Below are 26260 nucleotides of genomic sequence, written 5' to 3' on the forward strand. Positions count from 1 at the left end.
TCGTTATCCAGGCAGGATTAGGGTATCGCTCCGGGGAGGGCCGCCTTGTGCGGTTTGATGGAGGATGAAGACATAGGCGTATGACTGACCATATGCCTATGTCGAAGGTTTCCCGACTTGAAGTCGTCTCGACAGGCGCTCGACGCCGTTGGACATTGGAAGAAAAGCAGCGGATCGTCACCGAGAGCTATGGCGGGCCACGTCTAGTGTCGGTGACGGCACGACGTAACGGGCTGTCGACAAGCCAATTGTTCACGTGGCGCCGGTTGGCGCGCGAAGGCAAGTTGAGCGGGGATGCCGCGCCGGTGCTTGTTCCGGTTGAGATCACGCCTGCGGCTCCGATCTCGAGTGGCGCGCCACAACCGGTGTCTTCACCGCCTGCGCAACGTGCACGGGCCGGCATTATCGAGATCGAGCTTGGCGGCGGCTGTCGCGTGCGTGTTGATCGGGACGTGGACACGGAGGCGCTGCAGCGGGTTCTTGAGCTTCTGAGACGGCGATGATCCCGATCCCGAGCGGCGTCAGGGTCTGGATCGCCACCGCCACACCGACATGCGCCGCGGGATGCAAAGCCTGGCGCTTGCGGTCCAGGCGACCCTGAAGCGCGATCCCCATGCTGGCGATCTCTACATCTTCCGGGGGCGCCGCGGCGATCTGGTCAAGATCCTCTGGCATGATGGGTTGGGCATGTCGCTCTACGCCAAGCGCCTGGATCGCGGCAAGTTCATATGGCCTTCGGCGTCGGACGGCGCGGTATCGATCTCTGCGGCGCAGATGGCCTATATGCTGGAAGGGATCGACTGGAGGAATCCGCAACTGAGCTGGCGACCGCAGAGCGCGGGCTGATCCAGGAAAATCTGCAGCTGCTGGCATTTTGGGGATTGAACGAAGCCGCTGGCGCGGCATTTGAGGAGAGGTGGTAACGGCCGCCTCCTGTCTGAGAGGATCGAGGGTTTTCAGAGCCCAACCCTTCAGACAGGAGGTTTTCCGATGGCCCAGCTTAGCCCTCTCCGCCGACGCATGATCGAGGACATGACGGTCCGCAATTTGTCGCCGGCGACGCAACGATCATATCTCAACGCAGTATCGAAGTTCAGCCGATATTTTGGCCGATCGCCCGACCATTTGGGCTTGGAGGACGTCCACGCGTTCCAGGTTCATCTGGTGGCGACGGGGATCTCATGGCCTGCCCTGAACCAGATCGTCTGTGCGTTGCGATTCTTCTACGGGGTGACGCTCGGCCACAGCACGATCCCGGAGCGCATCGCCTACGCGCGGGAGCCACGCAAGCTGCCGGTCGTGCTAAGTGCCGACGAGGTGGTGAGCTTTCTGGAGGCGATCCCGAGCCTAAAGAGCCGCATAGCGTTGACGACCGTCTATGCCACCGGATTACGCGTGTCGGAGGTGGTTTTCCTCAAGATCGCGGATATCGACAGCCAGCGGATGGTGATCCGGGTCGAACAAGGCAAAGGCGGCAGGGACCGTTACGTTATGCTCTCGCCGCAGCTTCTGAAGATTCTAAGGGCCTATTGGCGGCTAACCCGACCGACACGCTGGCTATTTCCCGGCCGCGACAGTGAGCGGCCGCTTGATGCGACCGTGCTGCACGCGGCATGCCGCTCGGCCCACATCGCAGCCGGTCTGAACAAGCGCGTGACGGTGCACACACTACGGCACAGTTTTGCGACCCACCTTCTGGAGAACGGCGCCGACATTCGTGTCATCCAGGTGCTGCTCGGCCATGCCAGCCTGCAAAGCACGGCACGCTACGCCCAGGTCGCCACCAAGACGATCAGCCAGACCCCGAGTCCGCTTGACCGGCTGCGATTGGAGATCGTTCCACCCGGCTGATCGGGCCTCATGGGCCCGGCTTTGGAGGTGGCGGACATATTCCGCCGCCACGGCGAAGCTTTTCGACAGGCGCATGCCGGTCACCTCGGCCGCGTCGAGCGACGCGTGATGGGCGCCATCACGGCGTGTCGGACGGCCGTGCTCGGTGGCCACGTCGAGCAATGCGACGACTGCGGTGCGACGCGCATCGCCTACAACTCCTGTCGCAATCGGCACTGTCCGAAGTGCCAGGGCGCGGCGCGCGCGCAATGGCTCGCCGAGCGGCAAGCCGAACTCCTTCCCGTGCCGTATTTCCACGTGGTCTTCACCTTGCCGGCGCCGGCCAGAGCGATTGCTTTCCAGAACAAGGCGGTGGTCTATGCCATCCTGTTCCGCTCCGCCGCGGAGACGCTCACCGCCATCGCGGCCGACCCCAAGCATCTCGGCGCCCAGCTCGGCGTGACCGCCGTCCTCCATACCTGGGGCCAGACCCTGCAACACCATCCGCATGTCCACTGCGTCGTGCCTGGTGGTGGACCTTCGCTCGACGGCACACGCTGGGTCGCTTGCCGGCCCGGCTTCTTCCTGCCGGTGCGCGTCCTCTCCCGGCTGTTCCGCCGCCTGTTTCTGCAAGAGCTGCAAGCTGCCTTCGTGGCTGGCCAGTTGGGCTTTTTTGGTGATCTCGCCCATCTCGCCGATCCCGCCGCATTCAGACAGCGGCTCGATCAGCTCCGACGGACCGACTGGGTCGTCTACGCCAAGCCGCCATTCGGCGGGCCCGAACAGGTGCTGACTTATCTCGGCCGCTATACGCATCGCGTCGCCATCGCCAACAGTCGGCTGATCTCACTCGCCGATGGTAAGGTGAGCTTTTCCTGGAAGGACTATCGGCGGAATCGCAAAGCCAAGGTGATGACGCTCGATGCCGGTGAGTTCATGCGGCGCTTTCTCCTGCACACCCTGCCGGACGGCTTTCACCGCATCCGCCACTATGGCTTCCTCGCCAATGGCGGACGCAGCGACAAAATCGCCCTCTGCCGTCAGCTCCTCGCTGTCCGCCATCTTCCGCCAGATCCAGAAGCCGATCCCCTCGTCAAATGCGAGATCCCCGCCTGCCCACATTGCGGCGGCACCATGCGGCGCGTCGACGTCATCCCGCGAGCCTGCGCGCGCGACCGTCCGTTTCGTTGTGACACATCATGACCAGCGCCTGCACCATCCACCCCTTCCGTGATCACCTGCTCGGTAGCAGCGTCCGAGGTCGCCGTGGCCGCGCTCGTCACCGCTCACCCCGCCAATCGTTCGGCCGCGCATCCCAGCGCCACCAATCCCTCGCTGCATCGCGCCCTTGGCCCAAGCAATGGCGCCGCTCACGTCCGATCAATATCGCGCCGACGCGCGGCGACCACAGGCGCGCCTTCCCCGCAGCCACACCGGCTGCACTATTCCCATAGCGCCCACAACTCCGCGGCTTCGTTCAATCCGGCTTCTATGAGGTCGCACGCTACGACAGAGCGCGCGGCTGGCCTTTGCCCCGCGACCTCACAGAACCCTCAAGAGTCCCATCGCGTCCAATCTGTGATTCACTGCGTCGCATGAATGCCGACGACGCTGTTCCGGATGACATGGACGAGCTTGCGGCGGAACGGGCCGTGGCCAAAACGACGACGGTGCGCGGATTTACCCGCAAGCGCGGCGAGCGCCAGACCTTCCCCGAGCACCTTCCCCGGGAACGGGTGGCAATCGATGGACCTACGGCTTGTGAATGCTGCGGCAGCAGTCGCCTGCGCAAGCTTGGCGAGGACGTGACGCTGACGCTGGAAGTGGTGCCGCGCCAGTGGAAGGTGATCGAGACGGTCCGAGAGAAGTTCTCCTGTCGCGACTGCGAGAAGATCGGCCAGGCGCCGGCGCCGTTCCATGCCGTCCCCCGGGGATGGGCTGGCCCGAGCCTGTTGGCCATGATCGTGTTCGAGAAGTTCGGCCAGCATCAGCCCTTGAACCGCCAGGCCGAGCGCTACGTGCTGGAAGGCGTGCCGATCGCACTGTCGACCATGGCAGATGCCGGAGGCGCAGTTTGTGCCTCGCTGGATCCCCTGCTGCGCTTGCTGGAACCTCATGTAATGAGGGCCGAGCGTCTTCATGCCGATGATACGACAGTGCCGGTGCTGGCCAAGGGCAAGACCGATACGGGACGATGCTGGATCTACATCCGGGATGACCGGTCGTTTGGGGGCACGGATCCGCCGGCGGTGATGTTCTATTACTCACGAGACCGGAAGGGCGAGCATCCCCAGGCGCATCTGGCGGGCTATGCCGGCATCCTGCAGGCCGACGCCTATGACGGGTACAACCAGCTCTATCTGGCGGGACGCCAGCCAGGCCCGATCCGGGAGGCTGCCTGCTGGTCGCATGGACGGCGCCCGTTCTTTGCCATGGCTGACATCGAAGAGAATGCCCGGCGCAAGGCCGGCGGCAAGAAGGAAATTCCGCTCTCTCCGATCGCGATCGAGGTCGCGCGGAGGATCGATGCACTGTTCGAGATCGAGCGCTCCATCAACGGCAAGAGTGCCGAGGAGCGCCTTGAGGTGCGGCAGATGCTGAGCCGGCCCCTGGTCGAGGACCTCCAGGTTTATATGCGGGAGCAGCTTGCCAAGCTGTCTCGGGGGCACGACCTGGCCAAGGCCTTCAACTATATCCTGAAGCGATGGGCGAGCTTTACGCTGTTCCTTCAGGACGGCGCGTGTGTGTCTCCAACAATGCCACCGAAAGGGGCTTGCGAGGCATTGCTCTTGGACGGAAGTCCTGGCTGTTCTGCGGCTCTGATCGCGGAGGGCTGCGCGCCGCAGCTATGTACGGCCTTATCGTCACGGCAAAGATGAACGGCATCGACCCGCAGGCGTGGCTTACGGATATCCTTGCCCGCATCGCCGCCCATCCGGCTCATCGGCTTGACGAACTTCTGCCCTGGAACTGGACGCCAGCGTCAGCGATCTCCGCTCGAGCGGCACGAGTAACTCAGCGCATTGACGTGTGTTGGCGTAGGCTGGAAGCAGTGGCCGGATGATTTGAAAGCTCAGATTGCCGCAGAAAGTCTCGAGCCACATGCGGTTGCAAGATGGATCGCGCGCGAACCATGGCTCATGACTGACCGCTCCGGGCGTGTCCAGGTCAACTGGTCCTTTCGGCTTCGCGGATACACGATCATTCGTGCCTTTGGTGTCGGAGACGTCGGCGGCGGTGCGGAGCGCTCCGGATGACAACGGCTGCTAATCCTACCATCGAATTCCTGAGTGCACGGGTGGAGGGTAAGCGTCGTTCTTTGGCCACGGCTTCGAGGTCGTGACGGCAATTGGCCCACGGAAGCAGCTCATCGATGTTGCTGTTTGGATGGCCATTAACGATCCTGATGGAAAGTCGGTCAGCTAGGCGAGCGGATCGACTCGTTCAGCTTACTGGTTTCAACCAGGGATGCGATGATGGCCCAGTGCTCGGCACCGCCGTCGGAGCCTGCGAACAGCGTATTTTTCCGATTGAGCGCAATCGGACGGATCGAGCGCTCGACGGCGTTGTTGTCGAGCTCGAGGCGGCCATCGTCGATGAAGAGTGTCAGAACTTTCCCAGCGCGAGAGCGCATAGCGGATGGCATCGCCAGCTTGCCCTTCTGGCTGATCAGCGCGAGCTCTGCGCGGAGCCAGCGCTCGAGGCCCTCCGCCAGCTGTCGGCTCTTCTGCTGCCGGACGAGGCGACGCTCCTTGGCGCTGCGGCCACGGATGTCCTTCTCGATCCGTAGAACTCGGCGATGTGCTGAAGCGCCTCGCTCGCGATGGGCGTGGGACCCGGGGGTGGCAAGTTGGTTGCGCCGCATGTGCGACCAGCAGAATGCAAGCTGAACCTCGCAGCGCTTGCCGAGCTTGCCATAGCCGGCATAGCCATCGACCAGCAGGACCCCCTTAAAGCCAGCAAGATGGGCGACCGGTCGGTCGGCTTTGCGATCGGGCGCATAGACATAGGCGACGACCGGCGGAACGGCACCACCCCATGGCCGGTCGTCCGCCGCATAGGCCCAGAGCTGACCGGTCTTGGTGCGTCCGCGGCCGGGATCGAGCACCGCGTCGTCGGCTCGTGGCGAACAGCTTTGGCCGTTGTGGAGCTTGCCAAGGAGCCGCTCATGCAGCGGACGCAGGTTGAAGGCAGCTTGTCCCACCAGTCCGCCAACGTCGAACGATCGAGCTCAATGCCCTGGCGGCCGTAAATCTGCGCCTCGGTAGAGCGGCAGGCGATCGGCATATTTTGTAGAAGTTTCGACTTAATCTGACGGCAAGGTTTGAACTGGCAGGGAATGGAGCTGCGGGCGAGCAGGAGCGCTCACCCAAAGGGCGCTCCCGCGCAGCCCGCAGCGTCTCACAGGAGACGTTACCATGACCCAGGAACAGAAGGTCATTCGCGCGAAAGTCGGCATGCTGGAATTGGCCAAGCAGCTCGGCAACGTCAGCCAGGCTTGCCGGATGATGGGCTATAGCCGCGACAGCTTCTACCGGTTCAAGGAACTGTACGACAAGGGCGGCGAGCTGGCGCTGATTGAGATCAGCCGCAAGAAACCGGTCCTGAAGAACCGTGTCGCGCCGGAGGTCGAGGCAGCCGTCGTTGAGCTGGCGATCGACCAGCCGGCCTGGGGGCAGGTGCGGGTCAGCAATGAGCTCAGGAGCCGCGGCCTGTCGATCTCCCCGTTCGGCGTGCGGGCGGTGTGGCTGCGTCACGACCTCGCCAACGTCAAGAAGCGGCTGACGGCGCTGGAGGCCAAGATGGCCCAGGACGGCCTGGTGCTGACCGAGGCCCAGCTCGTTGCGTTGGAAAAGGCCAAGTCCGAGAAGGAGGCGCACGGCGAGTTCGAGAGCGAGTGCCCCGGCTATTGCGGTGCGCAGGACACCTTCTATGTCGGCAACATGAAGGGGGTCGGGCGGATCTATCAGCAGACCTTCATTGACACCTACAGCAAGGTGGCGTTCGCCAAGCTGTATGATCGCAAGACGCCGATCACGGCGGCCGAACTGTTGAATGATCGCGTGGTGCCGTTCTTCGATGCGCGGGGCATCCCGCTGAACCGGATCCTGACCGACCGCGGCACCGAGTATTGCGGCAATCCGGGGTTCTTCCGCACATTTGGTGCAGCTTGAGTAGCTGGGGTTGGACAGGTTGCCCGGTCATACTCAAGCAGCCAGAAGGACGCGTCGACGCAATAGCGGATAGCTTGCCCGGCCATACATTTGTCGTTTGATGGCTTTGATCCTGCTGATCTGGCCTTCGACCGGACTGGTTGTCCAGGGGGTTGTTATTGCCGCTCGGACCGCGTCGATGTCGCGCGCGATGCCGTTGGCGAAGCTCTTGAGCTCGCTGGTGGCTGCTTGTGCGATCCATTTATCGAGCTCGGCGATGTCGCTGCCCCTGAGAGCCTGACCGAAAAAGGTGAGCGGCTTTAGCGGGCCTGTGATTCCTTCGGATTTGCAAAGATTCGAGGGAGGGCACCATGCCGTGGACCAAAGCCGCTCGTATCAAGTATCAGCGCAGTGGACTGCGTTACACAAGTGATCTGACCGATGCAGAGTGGGCGTTGATCGCCCGGAAGATGCCGCCGCGACGTCGGTTGGGCCGGCCGCGGGAGGTTAATCTGCGCGAGATCGTGCAGGCGATCTTCTATATTCTGTCGAGCGGCTGCCAGTGGCGAGCCTTGCCGAAGGAGTTCCCGCCATACTCGACGGTTCAGGGCTATTTTTACGCTTGGCGCGACACGGGTAGATGGCAGGAGATCGTCGAAGCTTTGGTTCGGAAGGCGCGCCGGAAACTTGGGCGAAAGCCCAGGCCGACAGCTGCCGTCATCGATAGCCAGACCGCCTCGACGACCGAGGCCGGCGGGCCACGCGGATTCGACGCCGGCAAGCGTCTCCATGGGCGCAAGCGCCATATCGTTACCGACACCAACGGTCTCTTGCTGGCTGCCTATGTTCATCCCGCCAACATTCAGGATGTCCATGGTGCCGTTCCTCTGTTGGAGCTCTTGCGAGGCCGCTTCCCAAGGCTTGAGCATGTCTTTGCCGATCGGATTTATCGCGGCAAACAGCTCCTCAACGCACTTTCCGACTGCGGACCATGGACGATCGAGATCGTCGAGCGACCGCTCGGGGTCAAAGGCTTCCAGCTCCTGCCCAGGCGCTGGGTCGTCGAGCGTACCTTTGCATGGTTCGGCAGATGTCGTCGCCTCTCCAAAGACTTCGAAGGCTCTGCCGCCACCGAGCTAGCCTGGTTGCTCGCCGCCCATCTGAGGCTCCTAACTCGCCGCTTGGCCAGCCCCTGAAGACGTCGACGCTTTTTGAGTCAGGCTCTGAGAAGAGACACAAACCGCTTCGCTAGCTCTGCTGTCGTGGCGAGTTCCGGAGCTCGCGCAAACAGGTGACCGAGGAACAGCCTGGCGTCAGCATCGATCTGATCCAGATCCCGACTCAAATACCAAGCACAGCGACGACGCGAGGGAGCTTTCCAGGTTGGGTGCGGTTGTGCTGCTCCTCCGGAGCCTGCATGGGCACGCCTGTCAGCGGCCCATCGCGCGACGGTCACCCGACTTCCAGTATAACCCTGTTGCTGAAGCTCGCGCCAAAGCTGCTGGCCCCCCTGGCAGCCGGAGGCCCACCGCGCTTCGAGCCATGCCGAGAAGGGCGCGAGAAGATGTGAAGGTCTGTGAGGACGCGAATGCTCTGGTTCGCCGCCAGCGGCCAGCCAGCGCTGAACCGTGCGCCTGTCGACGCCGAGCAGTTGGGCGATCCCAGATGTCGGGCAACCTTGCTCGCGTAGGCGACAGATTTCATCCCAGCGTTCGCGTCGTGCAGCCTTTCGATCCGCCCGCAATTGTGCAAGGCCGGGCGGGAGCGTGGAACTGCCAGTCTTCGGTCGTTGCACGGACGCCATGATTTGCACGGCGGCGGCTATGCTGTGACGATGGCGGCCGACCGCGTGGCGCAGGGCCTCACCCAGACTGTTGAGCAGGTGCCAGCGGTCCGCCACCTGCACCGCGTCGGGTGCGCCGCAGCGCGCGCCATCAGCATAAAGGCCCGCACGGTCGCGCGCGACGACCTTGATCTCCGGCCAGCGCTTCAGCCAGCGCGCAACACTGTCGGCATTACGATCGGGAAGCAGGTCAAGTACGCAATTGCGCTCCAGATCGCAGATGATCGTTCCATATCGCTGGCCACGACGCCAAGCCCAATCGTCGATGCCGACGACGGTCGGGGCCACGAAATCCGGCAAGGGAGCCGAGTGAACCATCCGGAGCAAGGTGTCGCCACTGACCGGCATGGCCAGTTTGCGCGACAGGCGCGAGCCGGGTTCTCCGCCGACCGCAAAGCCCATTGCCAGTAGGCTCTCGCCGAGGCGGGTTGTGCGTCTTGCTTTCGGCCGCACCGTTGCCGGTAGCCGCTCGGTGAATATCCGACGCGGGCATTGCGGATTCGCGCATCGAAAGCGTCGCGCCTGAAGCCGGATTTCGACCACTCGACCTTGCCACGGCAGATCGGCTAAGCGTCGCACGTAATGGCTGTGGACGCGACCCGTCTGGCCGCCGCAACAGGGACAGAGCGAGACCGCTGACTTCGGCCGAGCCACGAGCACCACCCTATCCGTCTGGGGAAGGATCTGGACAATCGAAAGTTCGGGGGAAACCAGCGAGCGGAAGGCATGGAGCAAGGCGAATCACGGACGTCGACTGCGATTCCGACCTTATGCCCTTATTCGCACTGTTCGTGAATCCTGCACCCTGCACCAAATGTGCGGAAGAACCCAATCCGGAGCATCACGAATACGAGCTCTACCTCGCCGTCGAAGACATCGATCACACCCGCACCAAGACGAGGAGCCCACAGACCAACGGCATTGTTGAGCGCTTCCACCGCACCGTGCTCGAGGAGTTCTATCGCGTCGTGTTCCGCAAAAAGATCTATCCGAGCATCACTGCCTTGCAGAGCGATCTCGATGAGTGGATCGCTGCCTACAATGAGGTGCGCCCGCATCAGGGGCGCTGGTGCTACGGCAAGACGCCGATGCAAACCTTGCTTGACGCAAGTGCTCTGTCGAGAGAGAAATTGTTGCCGGCTGCGTGAGGTCGGACATGAAATCTTTGTCGGACACCTGCCGCGACAAAGCACTCACTGTCAGCTCAAGTCCCTTCTTTTACAGCATACGCTATTGCCGCTCGACGATTGCCTCTATGCGCTCCAACCGACCATCCCGCATCTGACGCGATCATCCCTGCATCGCTGTCTCCAGCGCCACGGCATCAGCCGATTGCCGGAGGTCGAAGGCAGCAAGCCTGCGAAGAAAAAGTTCAAGGCTTACCCGATCGGCTACTTCCACATCGACATCGCCGAGCTGCAGACCGCTGAAGGCAAGCTCTACCTCTACGTCGCCATCGATCGCACCAGCAAGTTCGCCTTCGTGCAACTGGTCAGGAAGACGGGAAGGACCTCCGCCTCGGCCTTCCTCGAAGCCCTGATCGCGGCTGTCCCCTACAAGATCCACACGGTTCTCACCGACAATGGGATCCAGTTCACTTTCCCGCCGCGCTACGCGGACGGCCCGACGGCAAGATATACGACACATATGTTCGATATCCGCTGCCAAGAGAATGGCATCGAACATCGGCTGACCAAGATCAAGCATCCCTGGACCAATGGCCAGGTCGAGCGCATGAACCGCACGATCAAGGAAGCGACCGTCCAACGCTACCATTACGATCGACACGATCAGCTCGAAGCACACCTCGCCGACTTCATTAACGCCTACAACTACGCTCGACGGCTGAAGACCCTGAAGGGCCTCACGCCCTACGAATACATCTGCAAATGCTGGACTTCCCAGCCAGAACGATTCAAACTTAATCCGCTCCAGCAAATGCCGGGACTAAACAAGTCCGGATCGTCTGCCAGCGCTTCGAACATGCGCAGCCAGACCCCTTTGGCGCTCCACCGGCTGAAGCGCCGAAACACGCTGTTCCATTCGCCGAATGCTTCAGGCAGATCGCGCCAGGGCGAACCGGTCCGCACGATCCACAACACGCCCTCGACGAACATGCGGTTGTCGCGGCCCGTCGAGCCGCGCTGGTCCGGCCGGCCGATGATCAAGCAGGAGATACGATCCCATTGCGCATCGCTCAGAACGAGCCGATCTGTGACACCCAAGGCTTCCTCCTAAAAGAAAGCCTTGAATCACGTTCCACCTGATTTGAGAATCCCAAGAGTCCACACGCCCTAGTCGATGGATTAGAACGCACACCTTCATTGAGAGGATTTGCGTCGAACAGGTACACGCGTGAGTAACTTGTCACTCATCGCGCAATGCCGCCAATGGAGCCGGCGGTACACATTATCAAGCAGACCACGAGAGGGAGGGAAGCCGCCTCCTTTTTAGCTTGAGGTATGGTCTTGCCGGCAGCTTCGCCTGTCGAGCCCGTCGGATTGAGGCAAATGGTCAGAGCGGAATCAAGGCGGCCAGTTTGATTGCATATTGAGAAACGCTATAATAGTCGCGCGAACAAAGCGCGACGAGCGGCCTTGTTAGTGCGTCTCAAGACCTATCCGTGAGCGTGAATCGTGCAGGGCTTTACCCATGCTCATGAGATCATTGAGCTGCGATCGCCGACTGCTTACGCGTAAGGCATGATCTCAACGTGAATGTTCTTGTAGGTTTGTCCGTTGAGCCCGATTTGCGCGGGCACCTTCACGTGACGCTAAACACGACATCTTAGAACGTGTACTGTCGGACTTGCGACCCGGTCGTGGCTATGGGGCCAAGCGGGCGGATCGGATCAAGCTGGTGTTCTGGGAGGGGACGGGTCTGAGCCTGTTCGCCAAACGGCTTGAGCATGTGATCTTCCGCTGGCCCAAGATCCAAGACGGCGTAATGCGTCTGTCGGCGGCGCAATTGTCGGCGCTGCTGGAGGGCCTCGATTGGCGGCTTGTGCATGAGGCGCGGGAGACGCCGGCGCCAACTCCAGCCGGATAGCTATTGGCGATGCTGCGGCGAAGTGAATCAGTAGCATCGGAGGCGTCGCCAGATGGTGGCGAATATGCTCTGAATTGGATGTGAGTGACGCCCTGCCTGACGATCCCGAGACGCTGAAATCGGTGCTGCTCGCCGAGCGGTGCGAGAGCGAACGGCTGCGACAGATCATCAAGGAATTGCAGCGACATCGGTTTGGTCGGCGCGCAGAGACGTAGCGTGAAGATCAGATGCTGCTCGGCTTGGAAGACGTCGAGCAGGTCGCAGCGTACAGCGAAACGGCGGAGAACGTGAGCGCACATGAAGGCCGTGAGGCGCGGGCTCGCAAGCGCCGCGGCAACCTTGTGCCTTGCCGGCGCACCTGCCGCGGATCGAGGTCGTCGTCGATATCGACGACAAGACCTGTCCCTGCTGCCAGAGCAAGTTGCACCGGATCGGCGAGGATCGAAGCAAGCGGCTGGACCTGGTCCCGGCGCAGTTCCGGATCTCGTCACCCGGCGTCCCAAATATGCCTGCCGTGCCTGCGAGGACGGCGTCATTCAGGCGCCGGCGCCGGCTCGGCTGATCGAGGGGGATTGCCGACCGAGGCTACCGTCGCCCAGGTGCTTGTCTCCAAATATGTGTAAAAGAAGGGACTTGAGCTGACAGTGAGTGCTTTGTCGCGGCAGGTGTCCGACAAAGATTTCATGTCCGACCTCACGCAGCCGGCAACAATTTCTCTCTCGACAGAGCACTTGCGTCAAGCAAGGTTTGCATCGGCGTCTTGCCGTAGCACCAGCGCCCCTGATGCGGGCGCACCTCATTGTAGGCAGCGATCCACTCATCGAGATCGCTCTGCAAGGCAGTGATGCTCGGATAGATCTTTTTGCGGAACACGACGCGATAGAACCCCCGTGGGTCGGTCAAAATCCCCCGGGTATGGTCACTTGAAACTCCCCCACCTGATGATCACCGGCAGCGCCGCTGAACAGCGGTAGCCGGTCAGGCAGGACGTTTATTTTGGTCCCCTTTTATCCAGCAAGGGGACTGGGAGTTGAACGTCTTGAAGGCACATCTGCAAAGCACGGTATTTACATTACTTGATCGCAACGCCAGCCAGCGCGAGATCCACAGGCTGACGGGGGTCGATCGCAAGACGATCCGGCGTTACCGGGCGCTGCGGGCTGGTGCGGAGGCAAACTCCCCCGGGGAAGTGACCACCGGCACGGTGAGCGCGGACGACCAAATTCCCCCACCCCGACCACCGGCTTTTGGGGTGTCGGAAGCGACAGCCGCCTGCAGCCTGGCCCGCTCGGCCTGCGAACCGCATCGGGCATGGATCGAAGAACAGGTCCGCCTGAAGCGGAATGCGCAGGCGATTTACCAGGACCTGGTCGATCGATTTGGCTTTCCGTCCAGCTATCAGAGCGTCAAGCGGTTTGTGCGCACGTTGCGACACAGCGATCCCGAGCAATTTGATCGACTTGAGTTCCTGCCTGGCGAGGAGGCCCAGGTCGACTATGGCGAGGGCGCTCTGACGATTGATCCCAGGAGCGGCCGGTACCGCCGTCCCCGCCTGTTTGTGATGACGCTGCGCTACTCGCGGCGCAGCTTCCGGCGGGTGGTCTGGAAGTCCAGCCAACACGTCTGGGCGCAGCTCCACGAAGAGGCGTTCCGGTATTTTGGCGGGGTCCCCAGCTATGTCGTGCTCGACAATCTGAAGGAAGGCGTCCTCAAGCCGGATTTGTACGAGCCCGAGCTCAACCCGATTTACAGCGCGATGCTGGCTCATTACGCCGTGGTCGCCGATCCCGCGCGGGTGGCCGATCCCAATCGGAAAGGCTGCGTCGAGAGTGCGATTCAACATACCCAGGGCACCGCGCTGGCCGGACGGCGCTTCGAGACACTGGAAGCCCAGAACGAGTTCCTGAGGCACTGGGAGGAGAATTGGGCCTCCAAGCGCATCCACGGCAGCACGCGCCGTCAGGTCGAGGCGATGTTCCAGGAAGAGAAGCCGCACCTGCGGCCGCTGCCTGTCGCTCCCTTCCGCATCTTCACCGAAGTCGTCCGGACTGTCTGCGACGACACCACCGTACGCGTCGACAACAGCTATTACGCCGCGCGGCCCGCGCCGATCGGCAGTCAGGTCGTGGTGCGGATCTACGCCTCCACGATCGAGATCCGTGATCGCCACACCCATGCGCTGCTGCGTGTTCATTCCCGGATGACGCACCCCGGTTCTGTTGTCCTGCCGACCAGCGAACGGCCGTTCAATCCGTCGCGGCAAACCGCCGTGCTGCTGGCGAGCGCCGAGCGCATCGGGCCGCAGACCAGGGCGCTATGCCAGCAAGTGTTCGACACCGAGGGGCGCCCCGGACAGCGCGCGATGTGGGGCATTGTCGGGCTGAGCCGGAAGTATCCAGCACGGCTGGTCGAGCAGGCCTGCGCGCACGCCATCGGCAACCGCATCTACCGTTACAAGCACGTGCGTGCGACCGTCGAGCGGTTGTTCGAACAGGCGATCGCGCAGGTTGGAGCGACGCCACAGCCGGCATCGCCGCTCACCCAGGATCATCCGCTGATCCGTACCCCCGCGGAATACGGCGATCTCTTCAGCCGTGCCGTGCGGCACGATGCCGGCGACAATGGCCGGCAGGCCGAGGCTCACGACGATCACGCCACGGCAATCCGCGCTCGTGTCGCCTGCGCAACCCCGGCCAGCTCCGGCGCCACGAGCGCTCCCGCGGCTTCTCACCTCACACTGGAGACCAAACCACATGATGACCATGCCGGAAATTGAGCGTTGCCTGCGACAGCTGCGCCTGTCGGGTGTCCGCGACACGCTGCAGACGCGCGTGCTCCAGGCGCAGGGTGCCAACCAGCCCTTCCTCGAGACCTTCTCCCTTATCCTGCAGGATGAACTGGACCGTCGTCAGTCCCGTCTTATCGAGCGGCGATACCAGCAATCCGGGCTCGACGAAAAGCTGACGCTCGCCGAGTTCGACTGGTCCTTCGTGAGCGTCACGAGAGGATCACTGGCGCCTGGGCTTGACTTGCGCGGAATGCTCTGGATAGCGCGGTCTGGATGATTGACGCTGCCGGCGCGCGGTGATGGGGTGATCCCGGTTCGGAGCGGGCAACGGGGATCAGAATGACCAGCGAATCGCAGCTGCGCGAGAAGCTTCGGAAGATCGAGGCGTTGTTCGCGGGTGCCGGAACTGCCGGTGAGCGCCTTGCGGCGGAAGCTGCGCTACAGCGGGTGCGTGCCCGGGTCGCGGAGCTCGCTCGCCACGATCCGCCGATCGAGCAGCAATTCTCACTTCCTGACCAATGGTCGCGGCACCTGTTTTTGGCGCTTTGCCGCCGGTACGGGCTGCGGCCGTTTCGTTATCACCGCCAACGACGCAACACGGTGGTGATCCGTGCGTCCCGAGGCTTCGTCGACAAAGTTCTGTTGCCGGAGTTCACCGAGCTGGAGAGGGCGTTGCAAGTTTATCTGCACGAGATGACGCTGCGCGTGATCCGCGAGGAGATCTATGACGACACCAGCGATGCGCAGGAAGTTCCAGAGTCCTTGCCGTCGAACTGATCAGGCGGCGAGCTTTGCCAGCGAACTGTCGCGCTCGGCCTTCCAATTCCACGGCAACAGCATGTGCAGCTGATTGATCTTTGTACGTCCGGAGACGATGCGCTCGAGAACATCGGTCAGATAGTGTCGCGGGTCGATGTCTTGCAGCTTTGCCGTGTTGATGAGCGAGGCGAGAATGGCCCATGTCTCGGCCCCGCCTTCACTGCCGGCGAACAAGTAGTTCTTCTTTCCCAGGCCTATCGGCTTGATGCTGCGCTCGACCGTATTGCTGTCTATTTCAATGCGTCCGTCATCGATGAAGCGCGTCAGGCCGTCCCAATGGTTGAGGGTGTAGCGGATGGCTTTGCCCAGACCGGACTTCTTCGAGACTTCCAGCAGTCGCGCCTCGAGCCAAGGTTTGAAGTCCTCGATCAGCGGCCTGGTGTCGGTTTGCCGCACCGCAGCCCGATGCGCCGCCGGCAGACCGCGGATGCGATCCTCAATGGCGTAGAACATCGCGATCCGTTGCAGCGCTTCCGCGGCAATCGGCGACTTCGTCGCGACGTGAACGTCCCAGAACTTCCGCCGCGCATGCGCGAAGCAGAACGCCAGCAGCACCAGACGGCCGCCGTTCTTGATCAGGCCCTTGTAGGCGGCATAGCCGTCGACCTGCAGGATGCCGTGGTAATCCCCGAACAGCTGCTTGGCGCGGATCGCCTTGCGATCCTCGGCAAACATGTAGACCACCGCCGGCGGCGCGGGGCCGCCCCACGGACGGTCATCGGTGGCGATCGCCCAGAACTGGCAGACTTTGGTTCTGCCACGGCCGGGATCGAGAACCGGCAGTGGCGTCTCGTCGGCAAACAGCCGCGGGTAGGACATCACTGTGTCGCGCAACAGCGTGTGAAGCGGCTTCAGCCACCAGGCGGCGCGGCCCATCCATGAGGCCAGCGTCTGCCGGTCAAGCGTGATGCCTTGCGCGGCGAACATCTGTTCCTGCCGATACAGCGGCAGCTGGTAGCCGTATTTCATCACCGCGATGTGGGCCAGCAAGGCTTCCGTCACCATCCCGCCGTCGATCGCCTGGGCCGGCGCCGGTGCCTGCAGCACACCCTGGCGGCATCCCCGGCAGCCGTAGCGCGGACGCACAATGCGCTTGACCTGGTACTGCATCGGAATGACGTCGAAGGCTTCCTTGACGGTCTCCCCGATCTTGTGCAGCCGCTCGCCGCAGCAGGGGCAGATGTGGCTCTCGATATCGATCACGACGTCGATGCGCGGCAAATGCTCCGGAAGCCTCCCCCGGTTGCGTCGCGCCGGTCGCTTGCTACGGCCTTCCGCTCCATCAGGCAGCCTGCCTCCGGTCCCGTCGTCGTTGGCGGCGGCACCTGCCGCCTGCGCCGTGATGGTGAAGAGAGACAGCTGTCCGGGATCCAGTGTCTCGGAGCGGGGACCAAAGATCGTGCGCTTGTACTGGGACAGGATCATCAGGAGCTTGTCGTTCTCCTGGACTGCAGCATCGCGTTGGGCGATCGCCACATCACGCTCGGCCGCCAGCGTGCTGCATTCCGCCGACACCACGGCAAGCCGTGACGACAGTGCCGTCACGGCTTGCTGGAGCAATGCTCGATCGGAAGGCAAATCAATCATGCAGCGCGTTCTACTACAGCTCTGCATGAATGACGAACTACTCTTGATGATGATCAACCAGCTCGTGTTGGTTGATCCACAACCCGCATCGGCACACGCTTCCAGTCCGAGCCGTCGAGCAGCACCGAGAGCTGAGCATGAGATAGCGGCATGACGCCTTCCTTGATCGGAGGCCAGCTGAACTGCCCTTCGATTCTCTTGTAGTAGAGAACAAGGCCACTTCCGTCCCAGGTCAGGATCTTCACGCGATCTCGGCGCTTGGATCGAAACACCCACAGCCCGCCGTCGAACGGATCGGCTCCAAACGCCTCGCTTACCAGCATCGCCAGCGAGTCCATGCCGCGACGGAAATCGACCGGCTGCGTCGCGATCCAGATCGATAACCCAGCGCGGGGCCCGATCATCGGCCGACCGTCCCGACTGCCGCAAGCACCTCGCAGAGTGCTCGCCGGTCGACCGTTCCCATGACACGGATGCGAACTGCGCCGACCTCGATCTCAATCGCTCCCTGCTCCTCGCATAGCGGCAATTTGCCTCCACAGTCGGTGATTGCGACCGGCACAAAGCCTGATGGCATGCCTCCATGCTCCTCGAGCTTCGCCCGCGTTGTCTGACGACGCCAAAGAAACAACAGGCTCGGGCTGATGTCGTGTCGCCGCGCCACCCCGGAAGCGCTTGCACCCGGCGCAAAACTCTCCGCGACAATCGCCGCTTTCGCATCGGTCGACCAGCGCCGTCGTCGGCCGGTCCCCGTGATGATCTCGACGCGCCGCAGCGTGTCGGAGCCGTCCTCAAGGATAGGCGTATGCCTATCCTTATCGCCATCCTTACAACTCGCTCTTGACATGGTGACCGGTGACCTCGTGACAAACCTCTCCACGAGATCTTCCTAGCCGACTAGATCAACCCTCAGTGCGTGGTCGCCAGATGACGCTCACGAACACCTGAAGGTCGTCTTCTCCGACGCAATAGACCCACATGAGGCTGCCCTCGATCTCCATTTCGTCGAAAACGTCCCACAGCATCGTCGCCTTCGCCGAGGTCATATGGGCCATCTGCGCCATCGATATGGCGCGCGCCTACAGCGTCGGCTGACGCCGCGGGGCAGATGAACTTCCCAAGATCAAGGAGCTCTACCGCAGAGCGAGAGGCCCAACCCGCCGTGCCAGAGAGTCTTAACCTGATCACCGCAGCGGCCTGGAACGCCCGCGTGGGGATCGCGCTTCAGGCTCTCCTGAACCCTTAGAGCGAGGCTTCACAGTCGCGATGCACATCGGTGTGGCCAAGTGGCGATCCAAACCGGACGTCGCTAGGGATCGGAATCATTGTCGCCGCAAGAGCTCAAGAACTTGCGCAGAGCCTCAATGTCCACGTAGCGGTCAACGCGAACACGACGGCCCCCAAGCTCGACCTCCACGATTCCAGCCCTTGCACGCTGCGCAGGCGGTGACGCCTATTCTGGTACGCCGTTCGAGATCGGAGCCGCCATAGACGTGATCTCGACAGGAACAAGAGCTGGCACAGCATCCCCACCCAGTTGCCCCTGCCGCTGGTCGATCCCAGGTGATCAGCAGGCTACGAGCACACTATGCCGGCGCGCGACGATGGAGTTAAGATGAGAAGGTTCGCCTTCGAAGAGACCTTGCAGTCTAGCGCGACGGTCTGCGGCGCCGCAAGCGCTCGGCGCCCAACATTGACCTGCATTCGCCACGTGGCCTTAAAGCTAGACTTAAGGTCAAATCCTCGGGCAATCCCTTAAAGCACACAAGGGGGGCGCCTTTCATTAAGACGGACGATTGATAGGACTGAATTGAAAATGCTGATTGGTGATGGCTTCAACCAATCGTCGGTCTCTTCGTGGTTCTTGCGGTCGGGCCTGCCTCTTCGTTGCCGGTTAACAGCTGCGTGGTAATGTTCGCCGGCACGTTGAGCGGACTTCGTTCGGCCGATTGGTTGGGAGGCGATCTTCCCCGAAGCTTCAAAGTTGCCTCCCATTTGCTGATGGCAGTGCTCTTATAGAGAGGTGTTCTGACGTGTCTCTGCAGGACGTATCCCACCGGCAGCAGCGCCGCGCGACTGTATCCTGGCAACGATTATCGCAACTGTGCGCTCGTGATAGCAGTGGGATCTCAGGCTCTATGACTCTATGCAGCCAGTCCACTTGGTCAATTGACAAGAACGGCCTTGACTGCACTCGCTGTCTTCTCGATGATGATATCAGCCTCTTCCTTAGTTAAGCACAGCGGCGGGGCGAGCCCGAGAATATCGCCTTGCGGCAAGGCCCGGCCGATAACGCCACGCTCGAGCAGGGCGGCGGCTACTTGCTCACCAATTTTTTTGGCTGGATGGAAGAAGGCGCCGTCATCCTTGTCCTCAACAAATTCCAACGCCGCCATCAGTCCGTCCCCACGTACCTCTCCGACATTTCTGTGGCCATCGAGCACGTCAGTCAATGCGGCGCGGAGGTAGGCGCCCGTATCACGAGCATTAGCGATCAAGCCCATCTCATCGATCAGTTCGAGGTTCGCAATGCCAGCCGCTGCGCAGATCGGATGGGCGGAACAGGTCCAGCCATGACCAATCATGCCGAGTTGATCAGATCCTTGTATGAGTACCTGCCAAATCTTATCAGAAACGATGACGCCTGACAGAGGTGCGTACGCAGAGGTGAGGCCTTTCGAGATGGTGATGAGGTCCGGCCTAATGCCGTAGTGCTCGGAGCCAAACATGGTGCCGAGGCGGCCGAAGCCGGTGACGACTTCGTCCGCTATGAGTAGAATGTCGTATTTTTCTAGTACCGACTGCACCTTTTTCCAGTAGCCGGTGGGCGGCGGAACGATACCGCCGGCGCCTAAGATCGGCTCGCCGATGAAGGCCGCAACTGTATTGGGCCCCTCAGACAGGATCATGTCTTCCAGCTTATCGGCGCATGCTTGGGCGAACTGCGCCTCGCTCATCGTTCGGTCGGCGCGACGGAAATAGTAGGGTGCCTCAGTGTGAAGAATCGGGTCGCGCGGTAAATCAAACGCGTTGTGATACAGTTCAAGCCCAGTCAGCGAACCCGTCATTACGCTTGAACCGTGATAGCCGCGCCAGCGCGATATAATTTTTTTCTTCTCCGGTCGGCCAAGCACGTTGTTGTAATACCATGTCAGTTTGATATTGGTCTCGTTCGCATCAGAACCCGACAGGCCGAAATAGACTCGGCTCATGCCCCGAGGCGCGCGATCTATGATCATTTTAGACAGTCTAATGGGTGCTTCGGTGCCGTTACCAATATAAGCATGATAGTACGCAAGGTCTTTTGCCTGTTTTGCAATGGCCTCAGCTATCTTCTGGCGGCCGTATCCAACATTGACGCAAAAAAGGCCTGCGAAGGCATCGAGACTGGTTCGGCCGGACGTATCAGTGATGTAAACACCGTCTCCTTTGCGCATCACACGCGTCGGCAATTCACCTCGTGCATGCGCTCCAGCATACGTTGCGGGGTGAAACAAGTGATCGCGGTCCCAAGGGCTGAGTTCGTTAGAGTTGTCGAACATTTGCTGCTTACGTCCCGTGTTGCATGTCAGAGCTAGGTTAGTAACCGCCGTCCTAAAACGGGCAGCTTGCTACCTCGAAAAGAGGTGGAGCAGGAGAGGTTGCCCGACCTCGCGTCAACATGCGACATAGCAAAACTGCATGTGGCGCGAACCTACGAGCATTGGTGGGTTAGCTCGATAGCCGGCGGGCCGTTGTCCCAGCTGCTCATCACATTCCATCCTAGAGGTAGTGGGAAGCCATATCACGCTTCCTGCCATTCCGTTCCTATTAACTGCTTGAATATTAAGGGAGGGAATAGGGCGTGATCGCCGAAGCCTCAGGTTCGGTGGTCGGGCCTTTTACAGACTGAACTTTCATTGTCACTTCCGTTCCCTGAACAGCAATGAACCCCGGCCTACGAAGTTCGCCATTGAGCAAGCAGGCCGAGCGCTGTCTGTCATGGTAACTTAGCTTTCGGCTCTTTTAACTTGCGTTTGACATCTATTTTGGTCGCACTCGCAAGAGCCTCGCTTCCGCTTTTTGGACAAAGCTTAGCGGCGCCCTCAAGCGCCTTCGCATCGGTATCGAACTCTTAGGGGACCTGAACATATGGAATGGCGTTTGGGGTATTCGGATTATCCTGGCGACCTCCAATCCCGCGCAAGATAACTGGGCAGCTGCGGGGGGCGTTTGCCAGCATCTCCGTAGGATTCAATACGTACGATCTTCGCGCCGACTAATGCCCCCAAGGCTGATACTAGAACCTATCTCAAAATTGAAGATCAGCGTCGATCGGCTATAAAGGAAAGATGATTCGGCTGACGGACGAGCAATGGGAGCGCATCCGGAAACACTTTCCGGAAGAGCACATTGCCGACGGCCGGCCGGGCCGGAAGCCGATTGCGACGCGTCAGGTTCTCGAAGCCGCTCTTTGGATTTTGAACACGGGCGCGCAGTGGCACATGCTGCCGCAGCGCTATCCGAACTATAAGACCGTACATCGTCGCTTTCAGAACTGGTGTCGCAATGAAGTGTTGCGACGCGTTCTGACCGATATCGCCAACGAACTTCGCGAGAAGGGCTTGCTCGACGAAGAGGAGTGTTTCATCGACGCGACCTTTGCGATGGCCAAAGGCGGCGGTGCAGAGATCGGCCCAACGAGGCGCGGAAAGGGCTTAAAAATCATGGCGATTGTGGATCGCCACGGTTTGCCGCTTTCAGTGAGCACGCATGCCGCGAACCATCACGAAGTGCGCTTGGTACAGCTCTGCTTCGACTTCTACATGATCGAGGCCAAGCCAGAGAACCTGATCGGCGACCGCGCCTATGACAGCGATGCGCTCGACGTTGAACTGCGGTCACAAGGCATCGAGATGATCGCGCCACATCGTTCAAACCGAGTGAGGTCGCTCACCCAGGACGGCCGCAGGCTCCGTCGTTATACTCGGCGTTGGCTGGTCGAACGCTTCTTCGCCTGGATACAGTGGCGGCGGCGCCTGCTGGTCCGCTGGGAGTTCTATCCGCAAAACTTCCTCGGCTTCGTCCAGCTCGCTTGCCTGCTGATCCTGTTTCGACAATTTTGAGATAGGTTCTAGCCAGACTGGACCGGCCACAGTCACGGCGTTGCCGGGGACCGAGGAAATCGGAGGCGTTTAGAGACAGCCGCTATAAGCGTTCTAAGATGAGCGGGCGATCATGCACCGTTCGGTGACGAAATCGATATAGGCCACGTCGATAAAGCGCACGTTTTCGAGCCGAGCCGCAACTAAGTCGATGCGCGGGCTCCGTGGTTTCGATTAGATCCGGCGCAAAGCCTCTGCAACGAAGGGAATTTCGGATGTGTTTGGATGCAAAAGGTACCTAGTTTCTCATCACTCGGGGTGCGCACTTGAGGTGCTTGGAGGCAGCGCACGTTCGGAGGCCGAAGGAGGTGAGCGCTCTTCAGGGGCTACCTACCGAATGAAAGCGTGATTTGCGAGTCCGCGGCTCGGTTTCGACCGTTAGGCTTAGAATGGACACAGTGCAGCCGGTTGGCGGCTTGACGTCTTTGACCTTGCCCCTCGGGCTTAATCCAGTTTGAAGTTCGTTCTGGCCCACCACAAGGACCAGAGCATGAAGCGCAGCCGCTTTTCGGAAGAGCAGATCATCGGGATTTTGAAGGAGCATGAGGCCGGCGTGTCGGTTGCCGATCTGTGCCGCAAGCATGGCGTCAGCGACGCCAGCATCTACAAATGGAAGGCGAAGTTCGGTGGGCTGGAGGTGTCGGAGGCCAAACGGCTGAAGACCCTGGAGGACGAGAACACGCGACTGAAACGGCTGCTGGCCGACTCCATGCTGGACAACGCCGTCTTGAAGGATCTCGTGGGAAAGAAATGGTGACGCCCGCGGCCAAGCGGAAAGCTGTCGCCCATCTCCGAGGCGCGTTCGGGATGAGCGAACGGCGAGCGTGTAAAGCCATCGGCTGCTGCCGCATGACCATGAGATACCAGACCACCCGGGCGGATGAAGCCGGCCTTCGCCAGCGCATGCGGGCAATCGCCCAGGAACGTCGTCGTTTCGGCTATCGGCGCCTGCATGTGCTGCTCAAGCGGGAGGGCTATCTGGTCAACCACAAGAAGCTATTCCGGCTGTACCGGGAAGAGAGGCTCGCGGTGCGCCGCCGTGGCGGCCGCAAGCGGGCGATCGGGACCCGGGCGCCGATGATGGTGCCGATGGCGCCGAACGACCGCTGGTCGCTCGACTTCGTGTCGGATCAGCTCACCGATGGCCGCCGTTTCCGTATCCTCACCGTCGTCGATGATTGCACCCGCGAGTGCCTGGCGCTGGTGGCCGACACCTCACTCTCCGGCACCCGCGTGGCGCGGGAGCTGGACCGGCTGATGATCGAGCGCGGCAAGCCGAAGATGGTGGTCAGCGACAACGGCAGCGAGCTCACCAGCAACGCCATCCTGACGTGGGCCGATCAGAGCCGCGTCGCGTGGCATTACATCGCGCCGGGCAAGCCCATGCAGAATGCCTTCATCGAGAGCTTCATGTATAGACGGCCCCGCGGGTGCAAGAGGTTTTTACAGCATTTTGGATATCGGTCGGGTGCGTTCATGTATACGGCCTGTTAGTGCGACCGATGCCATGGCCGCTGGCCCTGATGGAGATCGCGGATCGAGGCCTCATCAACGGGTCGCGCTTGTTGCGCTTAAAGCTCTTCGGGCTTGCTCGATCCCCAGCTCCGCCGGTGTCCATCATGCTGTCATTTGCCCTCACACCATAAGGTGGCCAACATACGCGGAAAGTCAGGCCGCGAGCTTTGACCGATAGAATTCTCCGGTCGTCATCATCGCCCAGACGATCCGGGCCAACTTGTTGGCAACGGCGACGGCGACGACCATGGGCCGACGCCGTTCAAGCAGGGCTTCGATCCAGCCGCCTCCAACCCGGGAGCGTGCCTTTGGGTACCGAACGACGTTACCTGCTCCGATGACAAGCAAGTGCCTGAGATAGGAATCGCCCTGTTTCGTAATCCGGCCGAGCCGATCCTTCCCGCCAGTGGAATTCTGCTTAGGCGTCAGGCCAAGCCAGGCTGCGAACTCCCGCCCGGAGCGGAACATGGTCGCGTCCGGTACGGTCGCGGCGAGAGCCGTGGCCGTTATGGGACCGATCCCGGGAATCGAGGACAGCAACTTCGCCATCGGATTTACTCGCTGGATCTGAGCTAGCTCGCGCTCGATGGCCTCGACCTGCCGGTCCAATTCCTTCAGTTGGTTCATAAGAACGGCCAGTGCGATGCGGGCATGGGCCGGCAGCGTCAACCCCTCGTCATCCAACAAGTCCACCAGACCATCCACCCGTTGCCGGCCTTGCCCGACAATAATTCCGAACTCAGCAAAGTGAGCCCGAATGGCGCAGGCTGTCATGGTTCGCTGGCGGACCAGCAAGCCTCTTGCACGATGAAGCATCAAGAACCCTTGGTTCTCGACGCTCTTGATTGGAACGAACCGCATATTTGGACGGGTGACGGCTTCGCAGATCGCGGCCGCGTCAGCGGCGTCATTCTTGGCTCCTCTTCGTAGTAGAGTCGAGGAGAGGCGCGGTGATGCGCTTGTTGCGCGTTCCGTTTCCTCTCCCCGCTCATCAAACCGGACGTGCGGTTTTCCCGCATCCGGCTTTCCGACAGGTTTCGTCACAAGGCGCACGTCGGCGACACTTTGCGCACGCGGTTCAGCACAAGTACGCCAGGGTTCCCATAGATCTGATCAGAGAACCGTCTGACGCCACGTCCTGGCGTCTTATGTCGTCTGCGCAGAAAGGCGAGCACGCGGTCAAAGACGTGTCGATCAACGGCCTGATGAGCCGTAGCAAGCGAGCCATAGCTGAAGTAAGCGGACCAGCCGCGCAGAAGGCGGTTCAGTCGTGCTTGTACTTCGGGCCAAGCGCCCTTGTTGCCCGGCGTCAGCAGTTCGCTGACCTTCCTCTTGATCCGCAGCACGCTTTTCTTCGACGGAGCCGCGCCAAGATACCACCGCCCCCCATTGCGGAAGTGGCGGGGTCCGAGCGTGTACCCAAGGAAGTCAAAGCTTTCCAATCGGGCATTCTTCACCGAGGTTTTAGTCTCGTTGAGTGTCAGCCCAAGCTTGGTCATCACCGCTTTCGTCCACGTCAATGCGTCTTCCGCGTGGCCGCGGCTGAGAATGACGAAGTCGTCGGCATAGGAGATAATTTGGCCATGGAATGCTTCACGCCGACCGCTGAGACGCCAATGCTTCAGGAACCGGTTCATGTAGATGACGGAGAGCAGCGGACTGATGACACCGCCCTGTGGCGTGCCACACTTGTTGCTCTTACCGCCGCTCATGCGCCGTTTCCCGTTGCTATCCCGCTCCTCGACCGGTACTCGCAGCCATAACTTAATCAGCCGCAGCACATTCCGGTCGACGATGCGTCGGGCCACCGATTTGAGGAGGTCCGAGTGCGGTATCGTGTCGAAGTATTTCGACAAATCGGCGTCAACAACATCTGTGTAGCCCCGGCACATAAGCCGGTGCACTTCCTTGACGGCATCGACCGCGCTGCGGCGCGGGCGATATCCATAAGCTCCGTCCTCAAAATCCGCCTCGAAGATCGGTTCCAGCACGATCTTTGCAGCAGCTTGGACGACCCGGTCCCGGATTGTTGGGATACCGAGCGGACGTTCGCCGCCGCCGGGCTTCGGGATCATCACCCGCCGCACCGGATCGGGCCGATAGGTCTTCGTGACGAGTTCATCGCGCAGGCCAGCCAACCATGCTTCGAGTCCCGACGCGTCGATCTGTTCGAAAGTTATTCCGTCCACTCCCGGCGCACCCGCGTTGGCGCGGGCCAGCTTGTAGGCATGGCTCAGAATGTCCTCGCGGCAGATCTTGTCGTACAGCACATAGAAGCGGAAGGCAGGCTCCGCCTTCGCTTTGCAATAAAGCTTTCTCTGAAGGCTCCTGATCTTATCGGGCGTTTCAAGGCTCATCGCCAATCTACCCTTTCCCTCGCCATCTTTAAAAGCGCACCTGAAGTCAGGGTCCTTTCCTCCGCCGGAATTACCCGGTTTCATCGGTACCTTTGACCCTGTCCGACTCCCGTCCGGTCCATCGACTACTCAATGCTGAAGGCGCGACCTTCGACCAAGACGGGTCTCCCCCGATT

At 61.1% G+C, this 26260-nt stretch carries 17 protein-coding genes and 11 pseudogenes; 16 read left to right on the forward strand and 12 right to left on the reverse strand.

The window, feature by feature from the left end:
• Window positions 1-80 precede the first annotated feature (80 nt).
• The 5 genes and pseudogenes from tnpA (ACVWW6_RS00135) to tnpC (ACVWW6_RS00155) form a co-directional block, all read left to right on the forward strand.
• A complete protein-coding gene (gene tnpA, locus ACVWW6_RS00135; protein ID WP_456679843.1) occupies window positions 81-503 on the forward strand; it encodes an IS66-like element accessory protein TnpA in 423 nt (140 codons plus the stop codon).
• Window positions 504-564: 61 nt separating this feature from the next.
• Window positions 565-846, forward strand: a complete 282-nt coding sequence (gene tnpB / locus ACVWW6_RS00140; RefSeq protein ID WP_456679844.1) for an IS66 family insertion sequence element accessory protein TnpB — start codon at window positions 565-567, stop codon at window positions 844-846.
• A 144-nt stretch (window positions 847-990) separates the two neighbouring features.
• Window positions 991-1851: a site-specific integrase gene (locus ACVWW6_RS00145; RefSeq protein ID WP_188106851.1), complete on the forward strand. Its 861-nt coding sequence runs from the start codon at window positions 991-993 to the stop codon at window positions 1849-1851.
• Window positions 1852-1860: 9 nt separating this feature from the next.
• Window positions 1861-3033, forward strand: a complete 1173-nt coding sequence (locus tag ACVWW6_RS00150) for an IS91 family transposase (protein ID WP_271611718.1) — start codon at window positions 1861-1863, stop codon at window positions 3031-3033.
• A 425-nt stretch (window positions 3034-3458) separates the two neighbouring features.
• Window positions 3459-4894: pseudogene (gene tnpC, locus ACVWW6_RS00155) on the forward strand (IS66 family transposase); the annotation flags it as partial.
• Window positions 4895-5248: 354 nt separating this feature from the next.
• Here tnpC (ACVWW6_RS00155) and tnpC (ACVWW6_RS00160) read toward each other — a convergent pair.
• Window positions 5249-6121: pseudogene (tnpC, locus tag ACVWW6_RS00160) on the reverse strand (IS66 family transposase); the annotation flags it as partial.
• Between the two features lie 127 nt (window positions 6122-6248).
• Between tnpC (ACVWW6_RS00160) and ACVWW6_RS00165 the strand changes: the two are divergent.
• A pseudogene (locus ACVWW6_RS00165) lies at window positions 6249-6968 on the forward strand (helix-turn-helix domain-containing protein); the annotation flags it as partial.
• A 69-nt stretch (window positions 6969-7037) separates the two neighbouring features.
• On the opposite strand, the gene ACVWW6_RS00170 reads toward ACVWW6_RS00165, so the two are convergent.
• The gene (locus tag ACVWW6_RS00170; protein ID WP_456683100.1) at window positions 7038-7319 is read right to left on the reverse strand and encodes a transposase; all 282 of its coding nucleotides are present in this window, start codon (window positions 7317-7319) and stop codon (window positions 7038-7040) included.
• 35 nt (window positions 7320-7354) lie between these two features.
• On the opposite strand from ACVWW6_RS00170, the gene ACVWW6_RS00175 reads away from it, so the two are divergent.
• A complete protein-coding gene (locus tag ACVWW6_RS00175; protein WP_456679845.1) occupies window positions 7355-8179 on the forward strand; it encodes an IS5 family transposase in 825 nt (274 codons plus the stop codon).
• A 20-nt stretch (window positions 8180-8199) separates the two neighbouring features.
• On the opposite strand, the gene ACVWW6_RS00180 is transcribed toward ACVWW6_RS00175, so the two are convergent.
• Entirely contained in the window at window positions 8200-9489 is a 1290-nt protein-coding gene (locus tag ACVWW6_RS00180) for an ISL3 family transposase (protein WP_456683101.1), read from the reverse strand.
• A gap of 173 nt (window positions 9490-9662) precedes the next feature.
• Between ACVWW6_RS00180 and ACVWW6_RS00185 the strand changes: the two are divergent.
• A pseudogene (locus ACVWW6_RS00185) lies at window positions 9663-9974 on the forward strand (integrase core domain-containing protein); the annotation flags it as partial.
• 73 nt (window positions 9975-10047) lie between these two features.
• Window positions 10048-10779: pseudogene (locus tag ACVWW6_RS00190) on the forward strand (IS481 family transposase); the annotation flags it as partial.
• Window positions 10780-10781: 2 nt separating this feature from the next.
• Here the strand turns inward: ACVWW6_RS00190 and ACVWW6_RS00195 are convergent.
• A pseudogene (locus tag ACVWW6_RS00195) lies at window positions 10782-11051 on the reverse strand (transposase); the annotation flags it as partial.
• 583 nt (window positions 11052-11634) lie between these two features.
• Between ACVWW6_RS00195 and tnpB (ACVWW6_RS00200) the strand changes: the two are divergent.
• Together tnpB (ACVWW6_RS00200) and ACVWW6_RS00205 are read left to right on the forward strand one after the other, a co-directional pair.
• Window positions 11635-11874 carry an IS66 family insertion sequence element accessory protein TnpB gene (tnpB, locus tag ACVWW6_RS00200; RefSeq protein ID WP_456679846.1) on the forward strand — a complete coding sequence of 80 codons (240 nt, stop codon included), beginning with the start codon at window positions 11635-11637 and terminating at the stop codon, window positions 11872-11874.
• Between the two features lie 74 nt (window positions 11875-11948).
• A pseudogene (locus tag ACVWW6_RS00205) lies at window positions 11949-12491 on the forward strand (IS66 family transposase zinc-finger binding domain-containing protein); the annotation flags it as partial.
• A gap of 76 nt (window positions 12492-12567) precedes the next feature.
• Here the strand turns inward: ACVWW6_RS00205 and ACVWW6_RS00210 are convergent.
• Window positions 12568-12759 (reverse strand): annotated as a pseudogene (locus ACVWW6_RS00210) (IS481 family transposase); the annotation flags it as partial.
• Between the two features lie 145 nt (window positions 12760-12904).
• Between ACVWW6_RS00210 and istA the strand changes: the two are divergent.
• The 3 genes and pseudogenes from istA to ACVWW6_RS00225 all read left to right on the forward strand — a co-directional run bounded on the left by istA (window position 12905) and on the right by ACVWW6_RS00225 (window position 15439).
• Window positions 12905-14650, forward strand: coding sequence for an IS21 family transposase (gene istA, locus ACVWW6_RS00215; protein WP_456679847.1), 1746 nt, complete (start codon window positions 12905-12907; stop codon window positions 14648-14650).
• Window positions 14628-14864, forward strand: a pseudogene (gene istB / locus ACVWW6_RS00220) (IS21-like element IS1631 family helper ATPase IstB); the annotation flags it as partial. The gene istA and the pseudogene istB, both read left to right, overlap by 23 nt.
• 137 nt (window positions 14865-15001) lie before the next feature.
• Entirely contained in the window at window positions 15002-15439 is a 438-nt protein-coding gene (locus ACVWW6_RS00225; protein WP_060908463.1) for a hypothetical protein, read from the forward strand.
• Here the strand turns inward: ACVWW6_RS00225 and tnpC (ACVWW6_RS00230) are convergent, their stop codons facing one another.
• From tnpC (ACVWW6_RS00230) to ACVWW6_RS00250, 5 genes are all read right to left on the reverse strand, one after another.
• A complete protein-coding gene (gene tnpC, locus ACVWW6_RS00230) occupies window positions 15440-17026 on the reverse strand; it encodes an IS66 family transposase (protein WP_371740533.1) in 1587 nt (528 codons plus the stop codon).
• A gap of 95 nt (window positions 17027-17121) precedes the next feature.
• A complete protein-coding gene (tnpB, locus tag ACVWW6_RS00235; RefSeq protein ID WP_038379303.1) occupies window positions 17122-17472 on the reverse strand; it encodes an IS66 family insertion sequence element accessory protein TnpB in 351 nt (116 codons plus the stop codon).
• Window positions 17469-17915, reverse strand: a complete 447-nt coding sequence (gene tnpA / locus ACVWW6_RS00240; RefSeq protein WP_060908461.1) for an IS66-like element accessory protein TnpA — start codon at window positions 17913-17915, stop codon at window positions 17469-17471. Before tnpA (ACVWW6_RS00240) ends, tnpB (ACVWW6_RS00235) begins: the two co-directional genes overlap by 4 nt.
• Before the next feature lie 55 nt (window positions 17916-17970).
• A complete protein-coding gene (locus ACVWW6_RS00245; protein WP_456679848.1) occupies window positions 17971-18123 on the reverse strand; it encodes a hypothetical protein in 153 nt (50 codons plus the stop codon).
• A gap of 1110 nt (window positions 18124-19233) precedes the next feature.
• A complete protein-coding gene (locus tag ACVWW6_RS00250; protein ID WP_456679849.1) occupies window positions 19234-20610 on the reverse strand; it encodes an aminotransferase in 1377 nt (458 codons plus the stop codon).
• A gap of 789 nt (window positions 20611-21399) precedes the next feature.
• Here ACVWW6_RS00250 and ACVWW6_RS00255 point away from each other — a divergent pair.
• Window positions 21400-22173, forward strand: coding sequence for an IS5 family transposase (locus tag ACVWW6_RS00255; protein ID WP_456679850.1), 774 nt, complete (start codon window positions 21400-21402; stop codon window positions 22171-22173).
• Window positions 22174-22702: 529 nt separating this feature from the next.
• A pseudogene (locus ACVWW6_RS00260) lies at window positions 22703-23622 on the forward strand (IS3 family transposase); the annotation flags it as partial.
• A gap of 258 nt (window positions 23623-23880) precedes the next feature.
• Here ACVWW6_RS00260 and ACVWW6_RS00265 read toward each other — a convergent pair.
• Window positions 23881-24660, reverse strand: a pseudogene (locus ACVWW6_RS00265) (IS110 family RNA-guided transposase); the annotation flags it as partial.
• A gap of 107 nt (window positions 24661-24767) precedes the next feature.
• Window positions 24768-26084 (reverse strand): group II intron reverse transcriptase/maturase, encoded by a 1317-nt coding sequence (gene ltrA / locus ACVWW6_RS00270; RefSeq protein ID WP_202633193.1) that lies wholly within the window; start codon window positions 26082-26084, stop codon window positions 24768-24770.
• Between the last annotated feature and the right edge of the window lie 176 nt (window positions 26085-26260).

Source organism: Bradyrhizobium sp. USDA 3311 (assembly GCF_054062495.1).